Here is a 17,195-nt window from a genome sequence, read left to right as displayed (position 1 = left end):
GTGTCAGCCGACAAGGGTAAAGTGTGGGTCTTTGAGCATGCGGTTGAGCACGACAATCATTTTGCGCATGACGGCGAGCAGGCAGACGTTGGCGGGTTTGCCGGCGGCCTGGAGTCGCTGATAGAACAGCGACAGGACCGGGTTGTGCTGGGAGGCACTGACTGCGGCCATGTACAGGACGTTGCGGACCTCCACGCGGCCACCGCGGGCATGGCGCGGCCGGGAGGTTTCGCCGCTGTCGTGGGCATGCGGGGCCACTCCGACCAAGGCGGCGATGCGCTTGTCGTCCTCTTCGCCCAGTTCCGGCAGGTACGCCAACAGCGTCGTCGCCAGCACCGGACCGACCCCTTGCAACTGCTGCATCCGCTCTGCCTTGGCCCGCAGGGCGGGATGCGCCCGCACCTGCTGCGCCACCAACTCGTCGGCCTTGGCCAGGGCGGCGGCTTGTTGCTCGCGTTGCGCCTGCAGCAAGGCCTGCAAGGTCGGGCCTGCTGTTTCCAGCCGGTTGGCCGTTTGCGTGCCTTGATCTACCAGCTGCCGGCGATAATCCAGCAGCTCGCGCAACGCGGTTACCTCGGGCAGCGGCGGCTTCTCCACGCGGGGATGCATCGCGCAAGCGTAGCGATAGATCAGCCCCACATCAATCTTGTCGGTTTTGGCCAGCGTGCCCTCCGCCCGGGCGAAGTTACGCACCCGCCCGGGCTGCAAGCGGCAGACCGGTACGCTCGCTTGGTGCAGCTGCTCCAGCAACCGGCGTTCATACCCGCCCGTCGCTTCGCATACCACGCGCACTCCCGGCAGCGGCTGGACGAGGGTGATCAGCGTGGCAATGCCCGCTGCCGTGTTCGGGACCTGCCGGCACTTCTGGCCGGCAATGGTGTAGTCCAGGCGCGCCTTGGAGATATCCAAGCTGACGTACCGCACAGGTTCGGTCGACTCTACCTTGTAATACGAGTTCATGACTCTTTCAGCGGTTCGAGGTTTGACCAGGCACAAGACCGCGACCCGGCTTCACTACGGGCTCGAGGGCCCAAGGATCCAGCGATCTGTCGGTCTTGCCGTCCACCGTGCGGCCTGCACGGCGAACGCCCTGGTGGGCGGCCTCCAGTCAATCCACCCGGACTGACTTGGCAACCCAGCCCAAGCCGGCCTCCTCCGACGAGCCATCGGGCCCATTCTCGGAGCCCGGCTCGGGCCAAACCCTTTTCAACTTTCATCGCCCAAGACATACAAGGATCCAGTCCCTCGTGCATCGACAATATCTGGATTCTTCGTTTCGCTCCGAATGACAATACGTCATGAGCGAACCACACTCAGACATCGGCCGGAAACGGCAGCGCACCATCTATGTCGCTGGCGTGGGTGGACAACGTCCCGCGGTGCCGGTCGGCCAAGCCGAACTGGAAAAGGCCGCCCAAGCGGCGATGACAGCCGAGGCTTGGGCCTACGTGGCGGGCGGAGCCGGGCGCGAATCAACCATGGACGCCAACCGCGCGGCGTTCGAACGCTGGCGGATCGTGCCGCGGGTGCTGCGCGACGTCGAGAAACGCGACCTGTCGGTCGAGCTGTTCGACCGTCGCCTGCCGTCGCCGCTGCTGCTGTGTCCGGTCGGCGTGCTCGGCCTGGTGCATCGTGACGCCGATCTCGCGGTCGCGAAAGCCGCGGCGGCGCTGCACGTGCCCTATATCTTTTCCAACCAGGCCTCGGTGCCGATGGAAACCTGTGCCGCCGCGATGAGCGACAGTCCGCGCTGGTTTCAGCTCTACTGGAGCCGGTCGAACGAGCTCGTGGCCTCGTTCGTGCAGCGGGCCGAGGCCTGCGGTTGCTCGGCCATCGTGCTGACGCTCGACACGACGATGCTCGGCTGGCGGCCGCGTGACCTCGACCTCGGTTCGCTGCCGTTCATGACGGGGCAGGGCATCGCGCAATACACGAGCGATCCGGTGTTCCGGGCCGAATTAGGTAGGGCGAATCCTCCGGATGAGCCGCGTTCGAGTGACGGCTCGTCAGGGACGACTCGCCCTACCTTGAACTGGCAGACCATCGCCACGGCGCTGGAGCAGAAGGCGAATTTTCCCGGCGGGTTGCTCAAGAACCTCACCTCCGGCGATCCCCGCGGGGCGGTGCAGCGCTTCATGACGACCTACTCGCGTCCGTCGCTGCAGTGGGAGGACCTGAAGTTCCTGCGTCAGCACACCAAGCTGCCCATCCTGCTCAAAGGGGTGTTGCACCCCGACGACGCGAAGAAAGCGGTTGCGCTCGGCATTGACGGGCTGGTGGTGTCGAACCACGGCGGCCGGCAGATCGACGGGGAGATCGCCTCGCTCGACGCGTTGCCCGCGGTCGCGGAGGCCGTTAATGGCAAGATCCCGGTTTTGCTCGACAGCGGCGTGCGTGGCGGGGCGGATGTGTTCAAGGCCCTCGCGCTCGGCGCGACGGCGGTCTGCCTCGGTCGGCCGTATGTCTATGGTCTCGCGGTCGCCGGTCAGCCGGGCGTCGAGGAAGTCATCGGCAACGTGCTTGCCGAGTTCGATCTGACGCTCGGGCTCGCGGGTTGCAGCAGCGTGAAGGAAGTCACGCAGGCTGCATTGGCTCGACTGTAAGGTCGCCGCTGTTCGGCGGACCGCCTCGCGCATTGAACGGTCCGGCGGCAAGCGCCGACCCGACATGGTTCCGGATCCTCAGATCACCGCGTAGTGCGGCTCGGGCAGGGCCGCGATGCGGTCCATGATGCGCTGCGCGGCGGTCTCGTAGCGGGCCTTGCCGGCCGCGGGATCGTCGTAGTCGCGGGCGGGAATCGGTTCACCGAAGACGATCGTGATGGGCGTGCCGAAGCGCGGGACCTTGGCGCCCTTGCCGTAGGCTGCGAACGAGCCGTAGACGCGGCAGGGCACCACCGGCACGCCCGTCTTGCACGCCATAAGGCCGACGCCGGCCTTGGCCTTTTGCAGGTGGCCGTCAGGCGAGCGCGTGCCCTCGGGGAACAGCACGACGGCCCGGTCTTCCTTCAGCGCCTGCAGCACCTTCTTGATGGCGCCGATGTCGCCGCTGTCGCGTTCGACGGAGATGGTTTCCACCCGGTCCAGCCACCAGGCGAGAAGCCGGTTGTCCCACAGGCTCTTGCGCGCGAAGAAACGCATCTGCTTCGCGATCTGGCTGCCGACCATCGGCGGATCGAGATGGCTGGCGTGATTGGAGGCGATCAGGAAGGGCCCCTCGGCGGGGAAGTTTTCCGTGCCGACCACCTCGCCGCGAAACCACATGCTGTGCACCAGGCTGGCCAGGTAATGGAAGAAGCCGTAGAACGGCCGCATCTTCAGGTGGTCGGGCGTGCGGGGCATGGGGTCAGAGGACAGATGTCAGAGGACAGACAAACAAGGTCTGTCATTCCGAATGAAGTGAAGAATCCAGAGTGATCTGCGCTGACGGACATCCCGTTGGATCCTTCGCTGCACTCAGGATGACAAACCCTGCATCGGGTGAATGGAGCACTCATTTCAGCTTTGGTGCGATGAGCGCGGCCATCTTTTCGACGACCTGATCGAGCGAAATGAACGTCGAGTCGATGTCGATGGCGCCGGCGGGGCAGGTGAGGGGCGAGGCCTTGCGCGAGGAGTCGAGCCGGTCGCGCTCGGCGATGGAGTCCTGGCCGCCCTCCTTCGCGCGGCGCTTGGCGCGCTCGGCGGGGTCGGCGTGCAGGAAGAAGCGGAAGTCGGCCGCGGGGAAAATCACCGAGCCGATGTCGCGGCCCTCCATCACGAGGCCGCGGAAGCCGTGTTGCTTCGCCACGTCCACCTGGCCGCGCTGGTAACCCAGCAGCGTGTGCCGCACCTCGGGGATGGCGGCGTAGTGCGAGACGTGGTCGTTGACGTTCTGCCCGCGGATCTCGCTGCTGGCGGGTTCGCCACCGATGAGCATCTGGGCCGAGCGGCCGTTGAGCCGGGTGGTGAACTTCAGGTCGGCGAGCGCCGCCTTGAGGTTCGGCAGGTCGGTGTGCGACACGCCGCGGCGCAGCAGCTCGTAGGTGATGTGCCGGTAGAAGGAGCCGGTGTCCACGTGCAGCAGGTTGAACCGGTCGGCGAGGATCTTGGACGATGACGACTTGCCGGAGGCGGCGCCGCCGTCGATCGCGATGATGATGAAAGGCGGGATCGCCATGAAATCAGCGGGCACGCAATTCACAGTCCCCGTGCCCGGTGAGACGGCGCGAACTCCTGACACACCCCGCCCTGGCGGGCACCCCTCTCAAGAGGGGATGCAAGACAACGCGGCCGGAGATCCCCTCTTGAGAGGGGTGGCGCGAAGCGACGGGGTGTGTTGGGTTGAAAATCACGGCTCAATGAGACGCAGTGCGGAGGCCCGCCAGCAAGTCAAAGAATGCCGGGAAGGTCTTCGCGCAGCAGCCGGGATCCTTGATCGTCAGCCAGGGTTGGCCGCTTTTGAGCAGGTCGTGGCAGCCGAGGATGCCGAAGCTCATCGCGAAGCGGTGATCGTGGTAGGTCTCGATTTCGATGCCGGGCATGAGCGGGCGCGGGTGGATTTCCAGGGCGTCCTCCGACTCGATCACGTGCTGGCCGAGCTTTTTCAGCTCTCGGGCCATGCCGGCGACGCGGTCGGTCTCCTGTTTGCGGGTGTGCGCGATGCCGGAGATCTTCGTCGGGCCGTCAAGCAGCGGGGCGATCGCGGCGAGGGTGAGGAAAGTGTCGGAAAACTCGCGGAAGTTCTGTGTGACGGCGCGGCGAGTGGAGCCGACCGCCGCGACCACGTCGCGAAATTTCACGTCACCCTGAAGTGGGCCGCCGTAGTTCGTGAAGGTGAGCCGGCCATCCGTCACGAGCGGCAACGCCAGGAAGTAACTGCCGGCGGAGGCGTCGCCTTCGATCGGGTAGTCGGCGGGTCGAGCGGCAAACTGCGTCACCATCGCCTCGGTCATGGCGATGAAAGGCTTGGAGCCGGCTTCGCCCTTGAGCCGCACCGTGAGCGGCGACCGGGCGTGCGGTGCGACCATCAGCAGTGCTGAGAGCATCTGGCTGCTTTCCGAGGCATCGAGCTCGACGTTGCCGCCGCGCAGGCCGGCGGTCTTGAGCGTGAAGGGAAAGGTGCGCGCATTGGCCTTGGCGCCCTGCGACTCCAACGCCTCGAGCAGGGCGCCGATGGGCCGGCGGCGCATGGCTTCGTCGCCGTCAAAGTGGTAGGTGCCGTCGGGCCGCAGGCAGACGAACGCCGTGAGAAAGCGTGCGGCGGTGCCGGCGTTGCCCACATCGATCTTCGCCTCGCGCACGGGAATTTCGCCGCCCCGGCCGGTGATCGTGATGGTCAGCGCGACCTCGTCGGTCTTCACGTCAAAGCCGAGGGCGCGCAGCGCCGCGACCATGATGCGGGTGTCGCGGCTGAAGAGGGCGCCGTGCAGGGTGGTCGTGCCTTGGCCCAGCGCCGCGAGGATGAGCGCGCGGTTCGTGATGCTCTTGGAGCCGGGCAGCGTGATACTGCCGCGCACCGGCCGGGTGAAGGGAAGAATAGGAAGCTTGTCGGGATAGGAAGACATCTACGAAAGCGTGAGGTGGAGCGCGGCCTCTGGACGCGCTTTCCTCGCTGTGAGCCAAACAAACCCGTCCGGAGGCCGGGTTCCACCTTGGAATGCCGCCTTCACGGTATCGGACGGAACTGGTCGCGGTAGGCGCGGCCGCGTTCGAGGATGGCCTGCACCTCGAACCAGTCGCGGTTGGCGAGGGCGCGCTCGAGACCGTGCAGCTCCTCCTGGTAGCCGCGGACGGCGCGGAGCACCTCGTCGCGGTTCTGGTCGAGGATGGTCTTCCAAAGCTTGGGGTCGCTGCCGGCGATGCGCGTGGTGTCGCGCAGGCCGCCGCCGGCGTAGTTGCGCCACCGGACGTCGCGCTGGGCGAGGCTGGCGCAGAGCGTGGAGGCCAGCACCTGCGGCAGGTGGCTGATGTGCGCGACGATCTCGTCGTGCGCGTCGGGCTCGATGGTGGCGACATCGGCCTCAAGGGTGGTCCAGAAGGCGGCGACGCGCTCCGCGGCCCGGGCATCGGTCTCGGGCAGCGGGGTGACGAAGACGGTGCGACCCTTGAAGAGGTCGGCGCGGCCGTGTTCCCAGCCGGTCTTCTCGGAACCGGCCATGGGATGCGAACCGACAAAGTGGCTGCGACCGCCGAGCGTCTTGTGGCTCAGGCGGCAGATCTCGCCCTTGACGCTGCCGACGTCGGTGACGATGGCGCCGGCCAGGAGCGTGGGAGCGATCTGTGCCACGAGCGCGGCAATCTGGTCCACCGGGGCGCAGATGACAACGAGCTGGGCGGCCCGGACGGCATCGGCGGGCGAGTCCGTCACGGCGTCACACCACGGCCGGCCTTTGAGCTGCAGGCGGGTCTCGGGGCGCCGGGCCCAGAGGGTCAAATGGGTGGCCGCGCCATAGTGCCGCGCGGCCCGGGCCACGGAGGCGCCGAGCAGGCCGGGAGCGAGGATGGCGATGCGGTCAAACACGTGCCCAAGGCAAAACGGCCGGCCCCGGATTGTCGAGCTTGCCGCGCAGCCCTCAGGCCACCCGATAATTTGTAACGTATTATATTACAAATTATCCGGCCGGCCAATCCCGTTGCCTTTTGGCGGCGGCCGCGGTTTCGTGAACCTCGCGATGAATTATGACAAAGTGCCGGAGCTGCCAGACGGGCCGGTGAAACCGGCGTCCCGCCGCGGCCTGTGGCTGGGCGGCGGACTGCTGCTGGTGGCGGCGGGGGCGGCCTGGTGGCAATTCGGCCGGGAGCCGGCCGCTCCGACCGTCCGGCAGCAGCAATTGGCCGGGGTGATCGCCGGCCTGGAGGCGCGATTGGAAAAACTGCGCACGGAATTGGCGGCACTGCCGGAAGATTCGCCCCCGGCCGCGCACCGCGCGCTGCTCGAGGAGGCCGTGACGCGTCAGGACGAACTGATGCGGCAACGCGTGCCGCCGGCGACGGCCGATGGTGTGCGACTGAGCGACTGGCAGGCGCAGCTCGCCGACTTCAACGCCCGGGACCTGAGCCGGCAAAGCCGTGAGCTGGAAACCGCGGCCACGGAGCTTTTCCGCCAGAAACAGACCGTGGCCGCCGTGGAAAAGCTGCGCGAGGCCCTGCGGCTCCAGCGCGAGATCAACGGCGGCATGTCCGACCGGCAGATGAAAAGCTACGGCCGCGAGGCCATGTTGCAGCAGCAGCTCGAGGAGCTCGTGGCGCAGCCCCTGCTGGCCGAGGAACAGGGCATCCTGGCGGAGGCGCGGGCGGCGGCCGCGGGCGGCAGCTGGACGGATGCGCTGCGGCTCTACGGCCGGGCGCGCGGGATCCAGCAGCAGCTCAACACCGACTTTCCCCGCTCGCGGTTTTCCGACCTGCTGGCCGACAGCCGGATCGAGACGGAAATCGCGTCGCTCAGCGCGACCGAGGCGCTGGCGCAGCGGGATGCCTTCCAGCAGCAGGCGACCACCGCCGCCACCGCGGGGAAGCCGGCGGAAGCGGACCGCCTTTACGCGCTCGCCGCCGACCGGCAGCGGGTCATCAACACCCGGTTTCCCCAGAGCCGCTTTGTGTCCATGGAGCGGCTGGAACAGATCGAGGTGGAGCGGCAGACGCTGCACGCCCGGCCGGCGCTGGACGCGCTGCGAGCGGGTGACGGGGCCGTGACCGGCCACCTGCGCCGGCGCGAGCTGTTCCAGGCCCAGCAGCAACTGGCGCAGGCGCAGCAGCAGCTGGAGGACGCGGTGCAGCAGTGGCCCAAGGCCCGGGGTTTCGACGAGGAGATGTGCGAGCGGCTGAATTACCTGGCGCGGCGCTCGGCCGACCTGGTCGGGATCCAGGACCAGACCTATGATCTTCTGTTGCCGCTGCCGGGTCGCACGCCGGGGGCATTGCTGAAGACCGGACTGCCGCAGGCGCTGTTCGCGCTGGTGATGAACCAGAACCCCAGCCGGAATCCCGGGCCGGCACGGCCGGTGGATTCGGTCAACCACGCCGAGGCCAAGGAGTTTTGCCGGCGGCTGGGCTGGGTGCTGGGCGCGGCGGTGCGCCTGCCGACGGCGGCGGAATGCCGGGCTGCCGCGGGCGATCCGACCTTCAAGGATATGGCCGGCGGTTTGGGCGAATGGCTCGCACCCGAGGGGGGCGATCCGGCGACGGCACCGGTGCTGATTCCGGGCGGCACGATTCAGGAAACACCGCGCACGGAACGCTCCCGCACCACCGGTTTCCGGGTGGTCGTCGAGGTGGACCTGCTGGCGACGCGCTGAATTTCCTGTAGCGGCGGTCTGTGACCGCCGTCCGGCGCTCATAGAGCGCCGCTACAGTTAGCGGCTTCCGAGCTTTAGGATTTTCGTGAATTCCGCCGGCCGGACCGGCGAGACGGACAGCCGGCTCTCGCGCACGAGCTTCATGTCCTTGAGCGCCGGCTCCGCCTTGATCTGCGCGAGCGTGACGGGCTTGGCCAGCGGTCTCACCGGTGCGAGTTCGACCGCGACCCAGCCCTCCTCGTCCGCCGTGGTGTCGGGAAAGGCGGTCCGCGTGACCTTCGCAAGGCCGACGACGCTCTTGGATTCGCCGCTGTGATAAAAACAAACCTCGTCGCCGACGGCCATGGCCTTGAGGTGGAGGCGGGCGGCATAGTTGCGGACGCCGGTCCAGTCGGTGCGCTGGTCGCGCACGAGGTCGTCCCACGAGTAGGTCTCGGGTTCGGATTTCACGAGCCAATGGTTCATGGTGCCGGAGTTTAAGGGTCGGGCGGGGAAGGCAACACTGCTCTGCAGGCAGGGCGAGTCGTCACTGACGAGCCGTTTATCGGCACGCGGCTCATCCGGAGGATTCGCCCTACCAATCTTCGGGGGCCAAAGAAAACGGGCCGGCTTTGCAGCCGGCCCGCCCCAGGCGGACGAGCCCCCGCTCGTCCGCCGCTTTACACTGGGTCCCAGCAAAATCAGAAGGTGCCCTTGAGGCCGAACGACCAGATCGTGCCGTAGTTCTCATAGCGGAAGAGCACATCGGGATTGCCGGCGCTCTTCTCCATGATGCGGTGCGACTGCTGGAAGACATTGCGGCAGGCGAGGTAGAAGTTCAGGCGGTTGGTCAGTTTGTAGCTGCCGCTCAGGTCGCACTTGGTGTTCTCCTTCTGGTAACGATTGGTGGAGTTCAGGAAGGGACCGGAGTTGTCTTGCCAGATGGCGCTGAAGCTCAGGCCGACGCGGTTATAGCGCCAGCCGAGCGTGCCCTTCACCGAGTTCGGAATCACGCCCTGGACGGGGAAGGTGGCGGGATTCGCGTAAGTGACGTAGGTGTGGGTGTAGGACAGGTTGATGGAGGTGCCCTGGAAGACCCGCGGCAGGAACGACAGATACTGGGTGTAGGAATACTCCATGGAACTCCAGGTGACCGGCGCGTCGGCGTTGCTGAGGCTGATGAACTGATAGCTGTCGAGCGCCGGGTCGGTGTTGCCGTATTGATCGGAGGTGAGGTTTTGGCCGGTGATCGTCTGGTTCTTCACCTTGGTCCGACTGGCGGTAACCTGGAGGTTGTTGATGCCGGCGCTGCCGAAGAAGTAGCTGAGCGAGGCGGCGAGCTTTTCCGAACGCTCCGGCAGGAGGTTGGGATTCGGCGTGGTGACGGTCAGGGCGTCGTCGTTGATCGAACGGGTGCCGCTGATGTCCTTCAGGTTCGGCCGCTTGATGGCCTTGCCCCAGCCGATATCCGCCAGCAGATTGGGGGTAATGGTGTATTTGGCCGTGAGGCTCGGGAAGTAATCGTCGTATTGGCCGTGCCGGATGACGCGCGGACGGGAATACTTGTAGTCGATGGCGGCCACGCTGTCGGGCGCACCGGCGGAGGTGACGGCGAAGCCGGCGGCCTTGACCTGCTGGTTCGAGTAGGGATCGAGCTCATTGGAAGCGATGTCGGTCTTCTCGTAGCGGACGCCGCCCTGCAGCTGCAGCTTGTTGATGCGGGTGTTGGCCATCGCGTAGCCGGCGTGAATGGTCTCCGTGGCGTCATAGGTCGGCACGTTGAGGTAGCGGCCGCTCTCGTAGTTGGAGAGGGTCATGCCGGAGCTGCCGGCGACGGTGCTGCTGACCGGCAGGCTGCGCAGGAAATCCTCCGGGTTGGTGTGGAAGAGCGTGCCGAGGGCGTCGCGATTCGGGAAGGACGGGGCGCCGGCGCCGCCGATCGAGGTGAACTGCACGCCGGGCTGGTTGCCGCCCGGAAAGAGCACGATCGGAGAAGGATAATTGGCGAACGAGCCCGTGGTTCCGCCGCCAGGCCCGATGAACTGCCAGACGCTATAGGAGCGCGTGTCCTTGGCGATCTCGTAGTCGCGGGTGTCCTTGGCTCCGACCTGGAGAAAGGTCGGCAGCCTGAAGGGCAGCACATACTTGGAGTTCAGCTCGCCGGACTTGAGGTCGATCGTGTTCGCGCGGGTGTCGTCGGAGATGCGCGGGTTCTTCTGCTGGGACAGATCGGTCCAGTCGGGGCCGCCCGTCTGGGCGAATTTCCAGTCGGCGCCGTCGGCACTCGTGCGGACGGCGGTGAAGCCGATGCCCGTGAGGTTGTTCACGTTGTTCGTGGCCAGCGTGCCTTTCGCGAGATTGTCGTAGGCGTTGCGCGAGTGGGAGGACGCATAGGCGCCGTCGACGGTGAGGTTGCCCCGGCGATATTCAAAGCTGGGGATCACGTTCAGCGTGTTGGTGAACTTGTCGCCGTTGCCGCCGCCGAAGACGATGCTGCCGCCCGTAGGCGTGGCGGTGCCGTAGGTGAGCACGCCGTCGCCCGGCACGGTCGCGCGGGTGCCGCCGGCGTTCATCGTGACCTGGCGGTTGTAGAACTGGGCGTGGTAACGGGCGAAGAGGGTGTTGAGAGAGAGCGTGAGGTTCGGCGTGGCGCGGAAGTCAAAGGTCGCCGTGTAGGTCGCGCGCTCCGTCCACTTGGGGCCGTCCTTGAGCAGGACGCCGGTCAGCACCTGGCCGCGCGTGTCGGTGGCGGTCGGGGTGCGGTTATAGGTGTCGTCGACGCGATACTGTTCCACGAAGACGTTGGATTCCTGGACGCTCAGCACGACGCCGAGGCGGTTGTTCAGGAAGACATCGGAGTAGTTGAGGGCGTAGTTGGGCCGGTATTTGAGGCCGTTGCTGTCGTCGGGCCCGACGTCGCGCTTGAGCGTCATCTCCTGGGTGTTGAACACGGTGCCGACGGTCAGGTCGATGCGCCGGCCCTTGAGGTCGAAGGCCTTCCGGGTCTTCAGGTTGATGTTGCCGGCGGGCGCGTCGGCGTCCATCGAGGCGGGCGTGATGCGGTTGATCTCGATCGACTCGATGCTGTTGATGGAAATGGTGTCGAAGCCGAAGGAGCGGTTGGCCGTGCCGGCGGGGGAGTTTTCGTAGCCGGTGTATTGGGAGAAGGCGTCGGCGCTGGCGATGCTGTGGCCGTCGAGCGTGACGCTGGCGTATTCCGAACTCATGCCGCCGAGGCGGGGGCCGCGGGTGTCGGCCTCGGAGTATTCCATTTCGACGCCGGGGAGGTATTTCAGGAACTCGCCGACGTTGCCCTCGGTGACGTTGCCGAACGCGTCGGACGACACCGAGCGGCCGAGATTCATGGAGTTCTTCTGGCGCTGCAGCGCCTTGGCATTGCCGTCGACCTCGGTGGTGACCCGGAAGGTCTCCAGCTTGACGGTGCCGGCATCCGCGGCGGTCCCGCCGATCTCGAACTCATGGGCGACCGTCCCGCCGGCGTTCACGGTGATCCTGGCCGTGGTGGGCGGCAAGCCGGTGTAGTTGACCGTGACGGTCACCTCGCCGGCGGGCACGCGGGACAGGGTGAAGGCGCCGCTGGTCTCGGACGGGACGGTGATGTTGGTGCCTTCGACATGGATTTCCGCATCGCGGACGAACTCCTTGTTGACGGTGTTGAAGACGTGGCCGGTGATCGTGCCCGTGGATTGGGCGAGGGCCGATGCGGCGAAGGTGAGCGTTAGGCTCACGGCTACTAGCAGGCGGGAGGTTCTGGGGTTGGTGTGGTGCATGGATGAAAAGAAAGGCGCGAGGGTCGGTCGCGGGCGCAGACGTGGGGGAGTGGGGGCGGGGCATGGCGGGGGGGCGCCATGGGGGGAGGCTTGATCTTTCATAACTATAATACAAGCGCGCCGGCCCCACATCCCTCCTTAGAGGGGGGTGGGGGTTTTTGCGCCGCGCCGGCGGCCGGCACCCCCCTCAAAGTAGGGATGCTGCCGTCCGGAGAATGTCCTATCTTGCTTGCAACGCGCGACTTTGTTGCCCCCAGGACGCATACCGTCTGCTCGCCGTGCGTAACCACCATTCATATGGGAATTTCCCGTCTCATCCTGGCGTCGACGCTTCGTCCCGCCTGCATCCTGATTTTCGCCGGTGCCCTGCTGGCCGGCAGCCCCCTGATGGCGGAGGACGCGCCGGTCCGGCGGACCGCCTCGCTGACGGAGGACTGGGCGTTCCGTTACGGCGCTGAGAACGGGCCGGCCGCCCTGGCCGGCACGGTGGCCGGCTGGCCGGTCGTGCGACTGCCGCATACCTGGAACGCGGCCGATGGCGCGGACGGCGGCGGAAACCACGTCCGCGGCGCCGGCTGGTATGTCCGCCGTTTCCAGGTTGACGCGGCCTGGTCGTCGCGGCGGGTCTACATCCAGTTCGACGGCGCCAGCCGGGTTGCCACCGTTTACCTGAACGGGAAAAAGATCGGCACGCACGCCGGCTGCTTCGCGCGGTTCCGGTTCGACCTGACGGAGGCGCTGAAGTTTGATGGCGAAAACCTGCTGGCGGTCGAAGTGAACAATGCCGACGACGGCCTGGCGCCGGTCACGGCGGACTTCACCTTTTTCGGCGGGCTCTACCGGAAGGTGCACCTGTTCGCCCTTGATCCGCTGCATGTCGACGTCATGGACCACGCGGCCGACGGGGTCTTCGTAACCCCGGACAACGTCACGGCGGCCCGCGCCGATTTCTCCGTCGCCATCAATGTGCGCAACGATTCCGGCCGGGCCGCGCAGGCCGTGATCCGCACCGTGGTGCGGGACGGGCAGGGCGCGGTCGTGGCCACGCAGGAGCAGGCGCAGGAGCTTGCTGCCCACGGCGCCGCGCGCATCGCGCAGCCCTTTGGACTGGAGCATCCGCACCTTTGGAACGGCCGGCAGGATCCCCACCAGTATGAGGCGGAGGTCTCCGTGCTGGCGGACGGGCAGGTGCGCGACGTGGTGCGGCAGCGCTTCGGCCTGCGTTCGTTCCGGGTCGATCCCGACCGGGGCTTCTTCCTGAACGGCGCCTACCTCGACCTGCACGGCGTGAGCCGGCACCAGGACCGGGCTGGCAAGGGCTGGGCGATCAGCCCGGAGGACGAGCGCGAGGATTTCGCGATGATCGAGGAGATCGGGGCCACGGCGATCCGGGTCGCGCACTATCCGCAGTCCGCCCTCTGGTATGACCTCGCCGACGAGCGCGGCCTGGTCGTGTGGGCCGAGATCCCCGTGGTGAACGAGGTGCCGGCGACGGCGGTCTATGCCGAGAATGCCCGGGAGCAGCTCCGCGAGCTGATCCGGCAGAACTACAACCGGCCGGCCATCTGCTTCTGGGGCGTCGGCAACGAGACGCGCGAAGCCGATGAGCGCTCAGGCAAGCCGGCGCAGGTGAATGGCGCGGCTTCCGACCGCCTGATTGCGGAACTGGCGGAGCTGGCCCGCACGGAGGATCCGGCGCGCCTTTCCACCTATGCCTCGCACCACCGGGCGGAGGACACGCGGAATTTCCACACCGACGTCCTGGGTTTCAACAAATACTTCGGCTGGTATGGCGGGACCGTGGGGGATTTCGCGAGCTGGGCGGACGAAACGCACCGGCGGTTTCCGGCGCTGCGCTTCGGCCTGAGCGAATTCGGCGCCGGCGCGAACATCCGGCAGCACGAGCTTTCCGGCGCCAAGCCCGCGCCCGGCGGCGAGTGGCACCCGGAGGAATACCAGGCGCATTACCACGAGATCTGCTGGCAGGCGCTGTCCGCGCGGCCCTATGTGTGGGGCAAGTTCGTCTGGAACATGTTCGACTTCGCCTCGGACAAACGATCCGAAGGCGCCATGCCGGGCATCAACGACAAGGGGCTGGTCACCTACGACCGCCGGACGCGCAAGGACGCGTTCTATTTCTACAAGGCGAACTGGAACCCCGCTCCGATGCTGCACATTGCCGGCCGGCGTTTCGCCCAGCGTCCCGCCGGCAGCACCAGCATCACGGTTTACTCCAACGCGGCGCGGGTTGAGCTGTTGTTCAATGGCGTTTCCCACGGCACGGTTGCGAGCGAGAATCGTGTCTTCCGCTGGGACGTGAAGCTGGCCGCGGGCGACAACCGCATCGCGGCCCGCGCTATTGACGCCCCGGCTCTGACCGATGAGTGTGTCATCACCGGCGCGATCAAAGCCGCCACCCCTTAACCTTATGCCTACCCCCCATAAAATCCTTCCGCTCCTTGGCCTGCTGGCCGCGCTCGCCGCCACCGCCCGCGCCCAGCGCACCGTCGAGGTGTTCGTCACGGCGCAGGCCACCGGCCAGCGCCTGGCCCCGTCCGCCCCGCTGACCCTCGCCCCGTCGGCCGCGCTCACGGAGAAGCAGCAATACGTGTTCGTCGACGCCGGGAAACAGTTCCAGTCGATCCTGGGCATCGGCGGTGCCCTGACCGACGCCGCCGCCGAGACCTACGCCCGGCTCCCGGAAGCGAAACGCCGCGAATTCATCAAGGCCTATTACGATCCGAAGGAGGGCATCGGGTATTCGCTCGCCCGGACCAGCATCCACAGCTGCGACTTCTCGAGCGGCAGCTACACCTACGTCGCCGAGAACGACGCCGAACTGAAGACTTTCTCCATCGACCACGACCGGCAATATCGCCTCCCGCTCATCAAGGACGCCATCGCCACGGCCGGCGGCAAGCTCACCCTGTTTGCCAGCCCGTGGAGCCCGCCGGCGTGGATGAAGGACAACCATGACATGCTGCACGGCGGCAAGCTGAAGCCGGAGTTCGCCGACGCCTGGGCGCGCTACTTCGTGAAGTTCGTCCAAGCCTACGAGGCCGCCGGCATCCCGGTCTGGGGCCTGAGCGTCCAGAACGAACCGATGGCGATCCAGAGCTGGGAGTCGTGTTTCTTCACGGCGGAGGAGGAACGCGATTTCGTCCGCGACCACCTCGGACCGGTGCTGGCGAAGAACGGCCTCGGCGGCCGGAAGATCATCGCGTGGGACCACAACCGCACGCTGATGTATGAGCGCGCCCGCGTGATGCTCGACGACCCGGCGGCGGCAAAATACGTCTGGGGCATCGGCTTCCACTGGTATGTCAACGACTCCTACGACAACGTGCGCCTGGTGAAAGAGGCCTACCCGAAGACCCATGTCATGCTCACCGAGGCCTGCCTGTATCCTTGGGACCGGGCCAAGATGACCGAGTGGCACTGGGGCGAGAGCTACGGCACGGCGCTGATCCACGATTTCAACAACGGCGCGGAAGGCTGGACCGACTGGAACATTCTGCTCGACGAGACCGGCGGCCCGAACCACGTGCAGAATTTCTGCTACGCGCCGGTCCACGCCGACACCAAGACCGGCGAGCTGCTGTTCATGAATTCGTTCTATTACATCGGGCACTTCTCGAAATTCATCCGGCCCGGGGCACGCCGTATTGTCAGCTCGGCCACGATCGACACGCTCGAGACAACGGCCTTCCGCAACCCCGACGGCAGCATCGCCGTGGTCGTGCTGAACACGACGGACCAGGACCAGCCGTTCAACCTGCAGCTGGACGGCGGCGTGGCCGCCGCGGCCAGTCCGGCCCATTCGATCATTACGCTGATGGTGCATTGATGTTTCCCATGAGGCCGTTGGCCGTCATCTGCCTCGCGCTGCTGCTGCCGCCCGCGCTGTCCGCCCAGTTCGTCCGCGTCGACGGGCAGCGATTCATCAGGCCCGACGGCTCGGCGCTGCACATCAAGGGCACCAACCTCGGCAACTGGCTCGTGCCCGAGGGCTACATGTGGCGGCTCAAGGACGGCCCGCAGTCGCCGCGGGAGATCGAGGCGATGGTCGAGGTGCTGCTTGGACCCGACCAGGCCGTGGCGTTCTGGCAAACCTATCGCGATCGCTACGTGACTGCGGCGGACATCAATTTTCTGTCCCGGGCCGGGTGCAACACGCTGCGCGTGCCGTTGCACTACAAATTCTTCCTCGCGGCGGACGGCGAGGGCTTCCGCCGGCTCGACCGGCTGGTCGAATGGAGCCGCGCCGCCGGCCTGCTGCTCGTCCTCGACCTGCACTGCGCTCCCGGCGGCCAGAACGGCACGAACATCGACGACAGCCGCGGCTACCCGTGGCTGTTCGAGAGCGCGATGGCGCAGGGACAGCTGCTCACCGTCTGGCGCAATCTCGCGCGACACTACCGCGACGAGCCGGTGATCCTCGGCTACGACCTGTTGAACGAACCGATGCCGGCCTTCCCCGGCTGGGAAAAACAAAGGGTCCTGGTCGAGCCGCTCCTGCACCGCGTGTTGGAAGCCGTGCGGGCCATTGACCCGAACCACATGGTCTGCCTGACCGGCGTGAATTGGGATTCGGATTTCTCGCTGCTCGGCGCGCCGCCCGCCGCCAACCTCTCCTACACTTTCCACAAATACTGGATGCCGCCGACCGAGGACTCGATCCGCCCCTACCTCGATTTCCGCGCGAAGCACAACGTCCCCGTCTGGATCGGCGAGACCGGTGAGAACAAGGACGAGTGGGTGGCGGCCTTCCGGCAGCTGCTCGAGGCGCACGACATCGGCTGGACCTTCTGGCCCTACAAGAAGATGTCGAGCCCGGCCGGCTTCGTTCATTTCAATCCGCCGGTACATTGGGACCGGATCGTCGCCTTCGCCGCGCTGCCCGATCGCACCGGTTCCGACCAGGTGAAGAAGAACCTGCCGCTGCGCCCGCCGCAGACCGAAATCGAGGAGGCCTTCGCCGACCTGCTCAAGCAGATCGAACTCGCCCGCTGCGAGCCGAACCGCGGCTACATCGAGGCGCTCGGTCTCAAGGTGCCGGAGAAGAAGTAACTGGAGGGCCCGCATCCCGGCGGGCCGTTGGCGATCGAACCGGCGCGCAGGGACGCGCGCCCTCCACTCAGCGTCCGTCG

12 protein-coding genes are annotated in these 17,195 nt (G+C 66.5%); 5 read left to right on the top strand and 7 right to left on the bottom strand.

Annotation, left to right across the window (positions count from 1 at the left end):
- Positions 1-3: 3 nt before the first annotated feature.
- Positions 4-960, bottom strand: coding sequence for an IS110 family transposase (locus tag BLU29_RS01800; protein WP_091054872.1), 957 nt, complete (start codon positions 958-960; stop codon positions 4-6).
- Between the two features lie 338 nt (positions 961-1,298).
- On the opposite strand from BLU29_RS01800, the gene BLU29_RS01795 reads away from it, so the two are divergent.
- Positions 1,299-2,603: an alpha-hydroxy-acid oxidizing protein gene (locus BLU29_RS01795; protein ID WP_091054871.1), complete on the top strand. Its 1,305-nt coding sequence runs from the start codon at positions 1,299-1,301 to the stop codon at positions 2,601-2,603.
- A 78-nt stretch (positions 2,604-2,681) separates the two neighbouring features.
- On the opposite strand, the gene BLU29_RS01790 is transcribed toward BLU29_RS01795, so the two are convergent.
- From BLU29_RS01790 to BLU29_RS01775, 4 genes are all read right to left on the bottom strand, one after another.
- Positions 2,682-3,341 (bottom strand): lysophospholipid acyltransferase family protein, encoded by a 660-nt coding sequence (locus BLU29_RS01790; RefSeq protein ID WP_231962291.1) that lies wholly within the window; start codon positions 3,339-3,341, stop codon positions 2,682-2,684.
- A gap of 151 nt (positions 3,342-3,492) precedes the next feature.
- Positions 3,493-4,158: a (d)CMP kinase gene (cmk, locus tag BLU29_RS01785; RefSeq protein ID WP_091054870.1), complete on the bottom strand. Its 666-nt coding sequence runs from the start codon at positions 4,156-4,158 to the stop codon at positions 3,493-3,495.
- A gap of 178 nt (positions 4,159-4,336) precedes the next feature.
- Positions 4,337-5,545, bottom strand: a complete 1,209-nt coding sequence (gene aroA, locus BLU29_RS01780; protein ID WP_091054869.1) for a 3-phosphoshikimate 1-carboxyvinyltransferase — start codon at positions 5,543-5,545, stop codon at positions 4,337-4,339.
- Positions 5,546-5,646: 101 nt separating this feature from the next.
- Positions 5,647-6,501 (bottom strand): prephenate dehydrogenase/arogenate dehydrogenase family protein, encoded by an 855-nt coding sequence (locus BLU29_RS01775; protein WP_091054868.1) that lies wholly within the window; start codon positions 6,499-6,501, stop codon positions 5,647-5,649.
- A gap of 151 nt (positions 6,502-6,652) precedes the next feature.
- Between BLU29_RS01775 and BLU29_RS01770 the strand changes: the two genes are divergently transcribed.
- Positions 6,653-8,275 carry an SUMF1/EgtB/PvdO family nonheme iron enzyme gene (locus BLU29_RS01770; protein ID WP_157693556.1) on the top strand — a complete coding sequence of 541 codons (1,623 nt, stop codon included), beginning with the start codon at positions 6,653-6,655 and terminating at the stop codon, positions 8,273-8,275.
- Between the two features lie 57 nt (positions 8,276-8,332).
- Here the strand turns inward: BLU29_RS01770 and BLU29_RS01765 are convergent, their stop codons facing one another.
- Both BLU29_RS01765 and BLU29_RS01760 read right to left on the bottom strand, forming a co-directional pair.
- Positions 8,333-8,740: an EVE domain-containing protein gene (locus BLU29_RS01765; RefSeq protein WP_091054866.1), complete on the bottom strand. Its 408-nt coding sequence runs from the start codon at positions 8,738-8,740 to the stop codon at positions 8,333-8,335.
- Between the two features lie 215 nt (positions 8,741-8,955).
- The gene (locus BLU29_RS01760; protein WP_172830185.1) at positions 8,956-12,003 is read right to left on the bottom strand and encodes a TonB-dependent receptor; all 3,048 of its coding nucleotides are present in this window, start codon (positions 12,001-12,003) and stop codon (positions 8,956-8,958) included.
- Positions 12,004-12,342: 339 nt separating this feature from the next.
- Here BLU29_RS01760 and BLU29_RS17785 point away from each other — a divergent pair, with 339 nt between their 5' ends.
- Genes BLU29_RS17785 through BLU29_RS01740 form a run of 3 tightly spaced genes read left to right on the top strand, consistent with a single transcriptional unit; the run spans position 12,343 to position 17,115 of the window.
- On the top strand, positions 12,343-14,469 hold the full coding sequence (locus tag BLU29_RS17785; RefSeq protein WP_172830184.1) for a glycoside hydrolase family 2 TIM barrel-domain containing protein: 2,127 nt from the start codon (positions 12,343-12,345) through the stop codon (positions 14,467-14,469).
- 4 nt (positions 14,470-14,473) lie between these two features.
- A complete protein-coding gene (locus BLU29_RS01745) occupies positions 14,474-15,892 on the top strand; it encodes a glycoside hydrolase family 30 protein (protein WP_091054864.1) in 1,419 nt (472 codons plus the stop codon).
- Between the two features lie 8 nt (positions 15,893-15,900).
- Positions 15,901-17,115, top strand: a complete 1,215-nt coding sequence (locus BLU29_RS01740; protein WP_197677747.1) for a cellulase family glycosylhydrolase — start codon at positions 15,901-15,903, stop codon at positions 17,113-17,115.
- The last annotated feature ends 80 nt before the right edge of the window (positions 17,116-17,195 follow it).

This window comes from Opitutus sp. GAS368 (genome assembly GCF_900104925.1).
Classification (GTDB): Bacteria; Verrucomicrobiota; Verrucomicrobiia; order Opitutales; family Opitutaceae; genus Lacunisphaera.
The sequence above is the reverse complement of the archived record's forward strand: the minus strand, read 5'-3'. Positions and strand labels throughout refer to the sequence as shown.

Excerpts from the sequence above, each read along its gene's own strand:
- BLU29_RS01800 (WP_091054872.1), bottom strand. The coding sequence starts at position 960 with ATGAACTCGTATTACAAGGTAGAGTCGACCGAACCTGTGCGGTACGTC.
- BLU29_RS01795 (WP_091054871.1), top strand. The coding sequence starts at position 1,299 with ATGAGCGAACCACACTCAGACATCGGCCGGAAACGGCAGCGCACCATC.
- BLU29_RS01790 (WP_231962291.1), bottom strand. The coding sequence starts at position 3,341 with ATGCCCCGCACGCCCGACCACCTGAAGATGCGGCCGTTCTACGGCTTC.
- cmk (WP_091054870.1), bottom strand. The coding sequence starts at position 4,158 with ATGGCGATCCCGCCTTTCATCATCATCGCGATCGACGGCGGCGCCGCC.
- aroA (WP_091054869.1), bottom strand. The coding sequence starts at position 5,545 with ATGTCTTCCTATCCCGACAAGCTTCCTATTCTTCCCTTCACCCGGCCG.
- BLU29_RS01770 (WP_157693556.1), top strand. The coding sequence starts at position 6,653 with ATGAATTATGACAAAGTGCCGGAGCTGCCAGACGGGCCGGTGAAACCG.
- BLU29_RS01765 (WP_091054866.1), bottom strand. The coding sequence starts at position 8,740 with ATGAACCATTGGCTCGTGAAATCCGAACCCGAGACCTACTCGTGGGAC.
- BLU29_RS17785 (WP_172830184.1), top strand. The coding sequence starts at position 12,343 with ATGGGAATTTCCCGTCTCATCCTGGCGTCGACGCTTCGTCCCGCCTGC.
- BLU29_RS01745 (WP_091054864.1), top strand. The coding sequence starts at position 14,474 with ATGCCTACCCCCCATAAAATCCTTCCGCTCCTTGGCCTGCTGGCCGCG.
- BLU29_RS01740 (WP_197677747.1), top strand. The coding sequence starts at position 15,901 with ATGAGGCCGTTGGCCGTCATCTGCCTCGCGCTGCTGCTGCCGCCCGCG.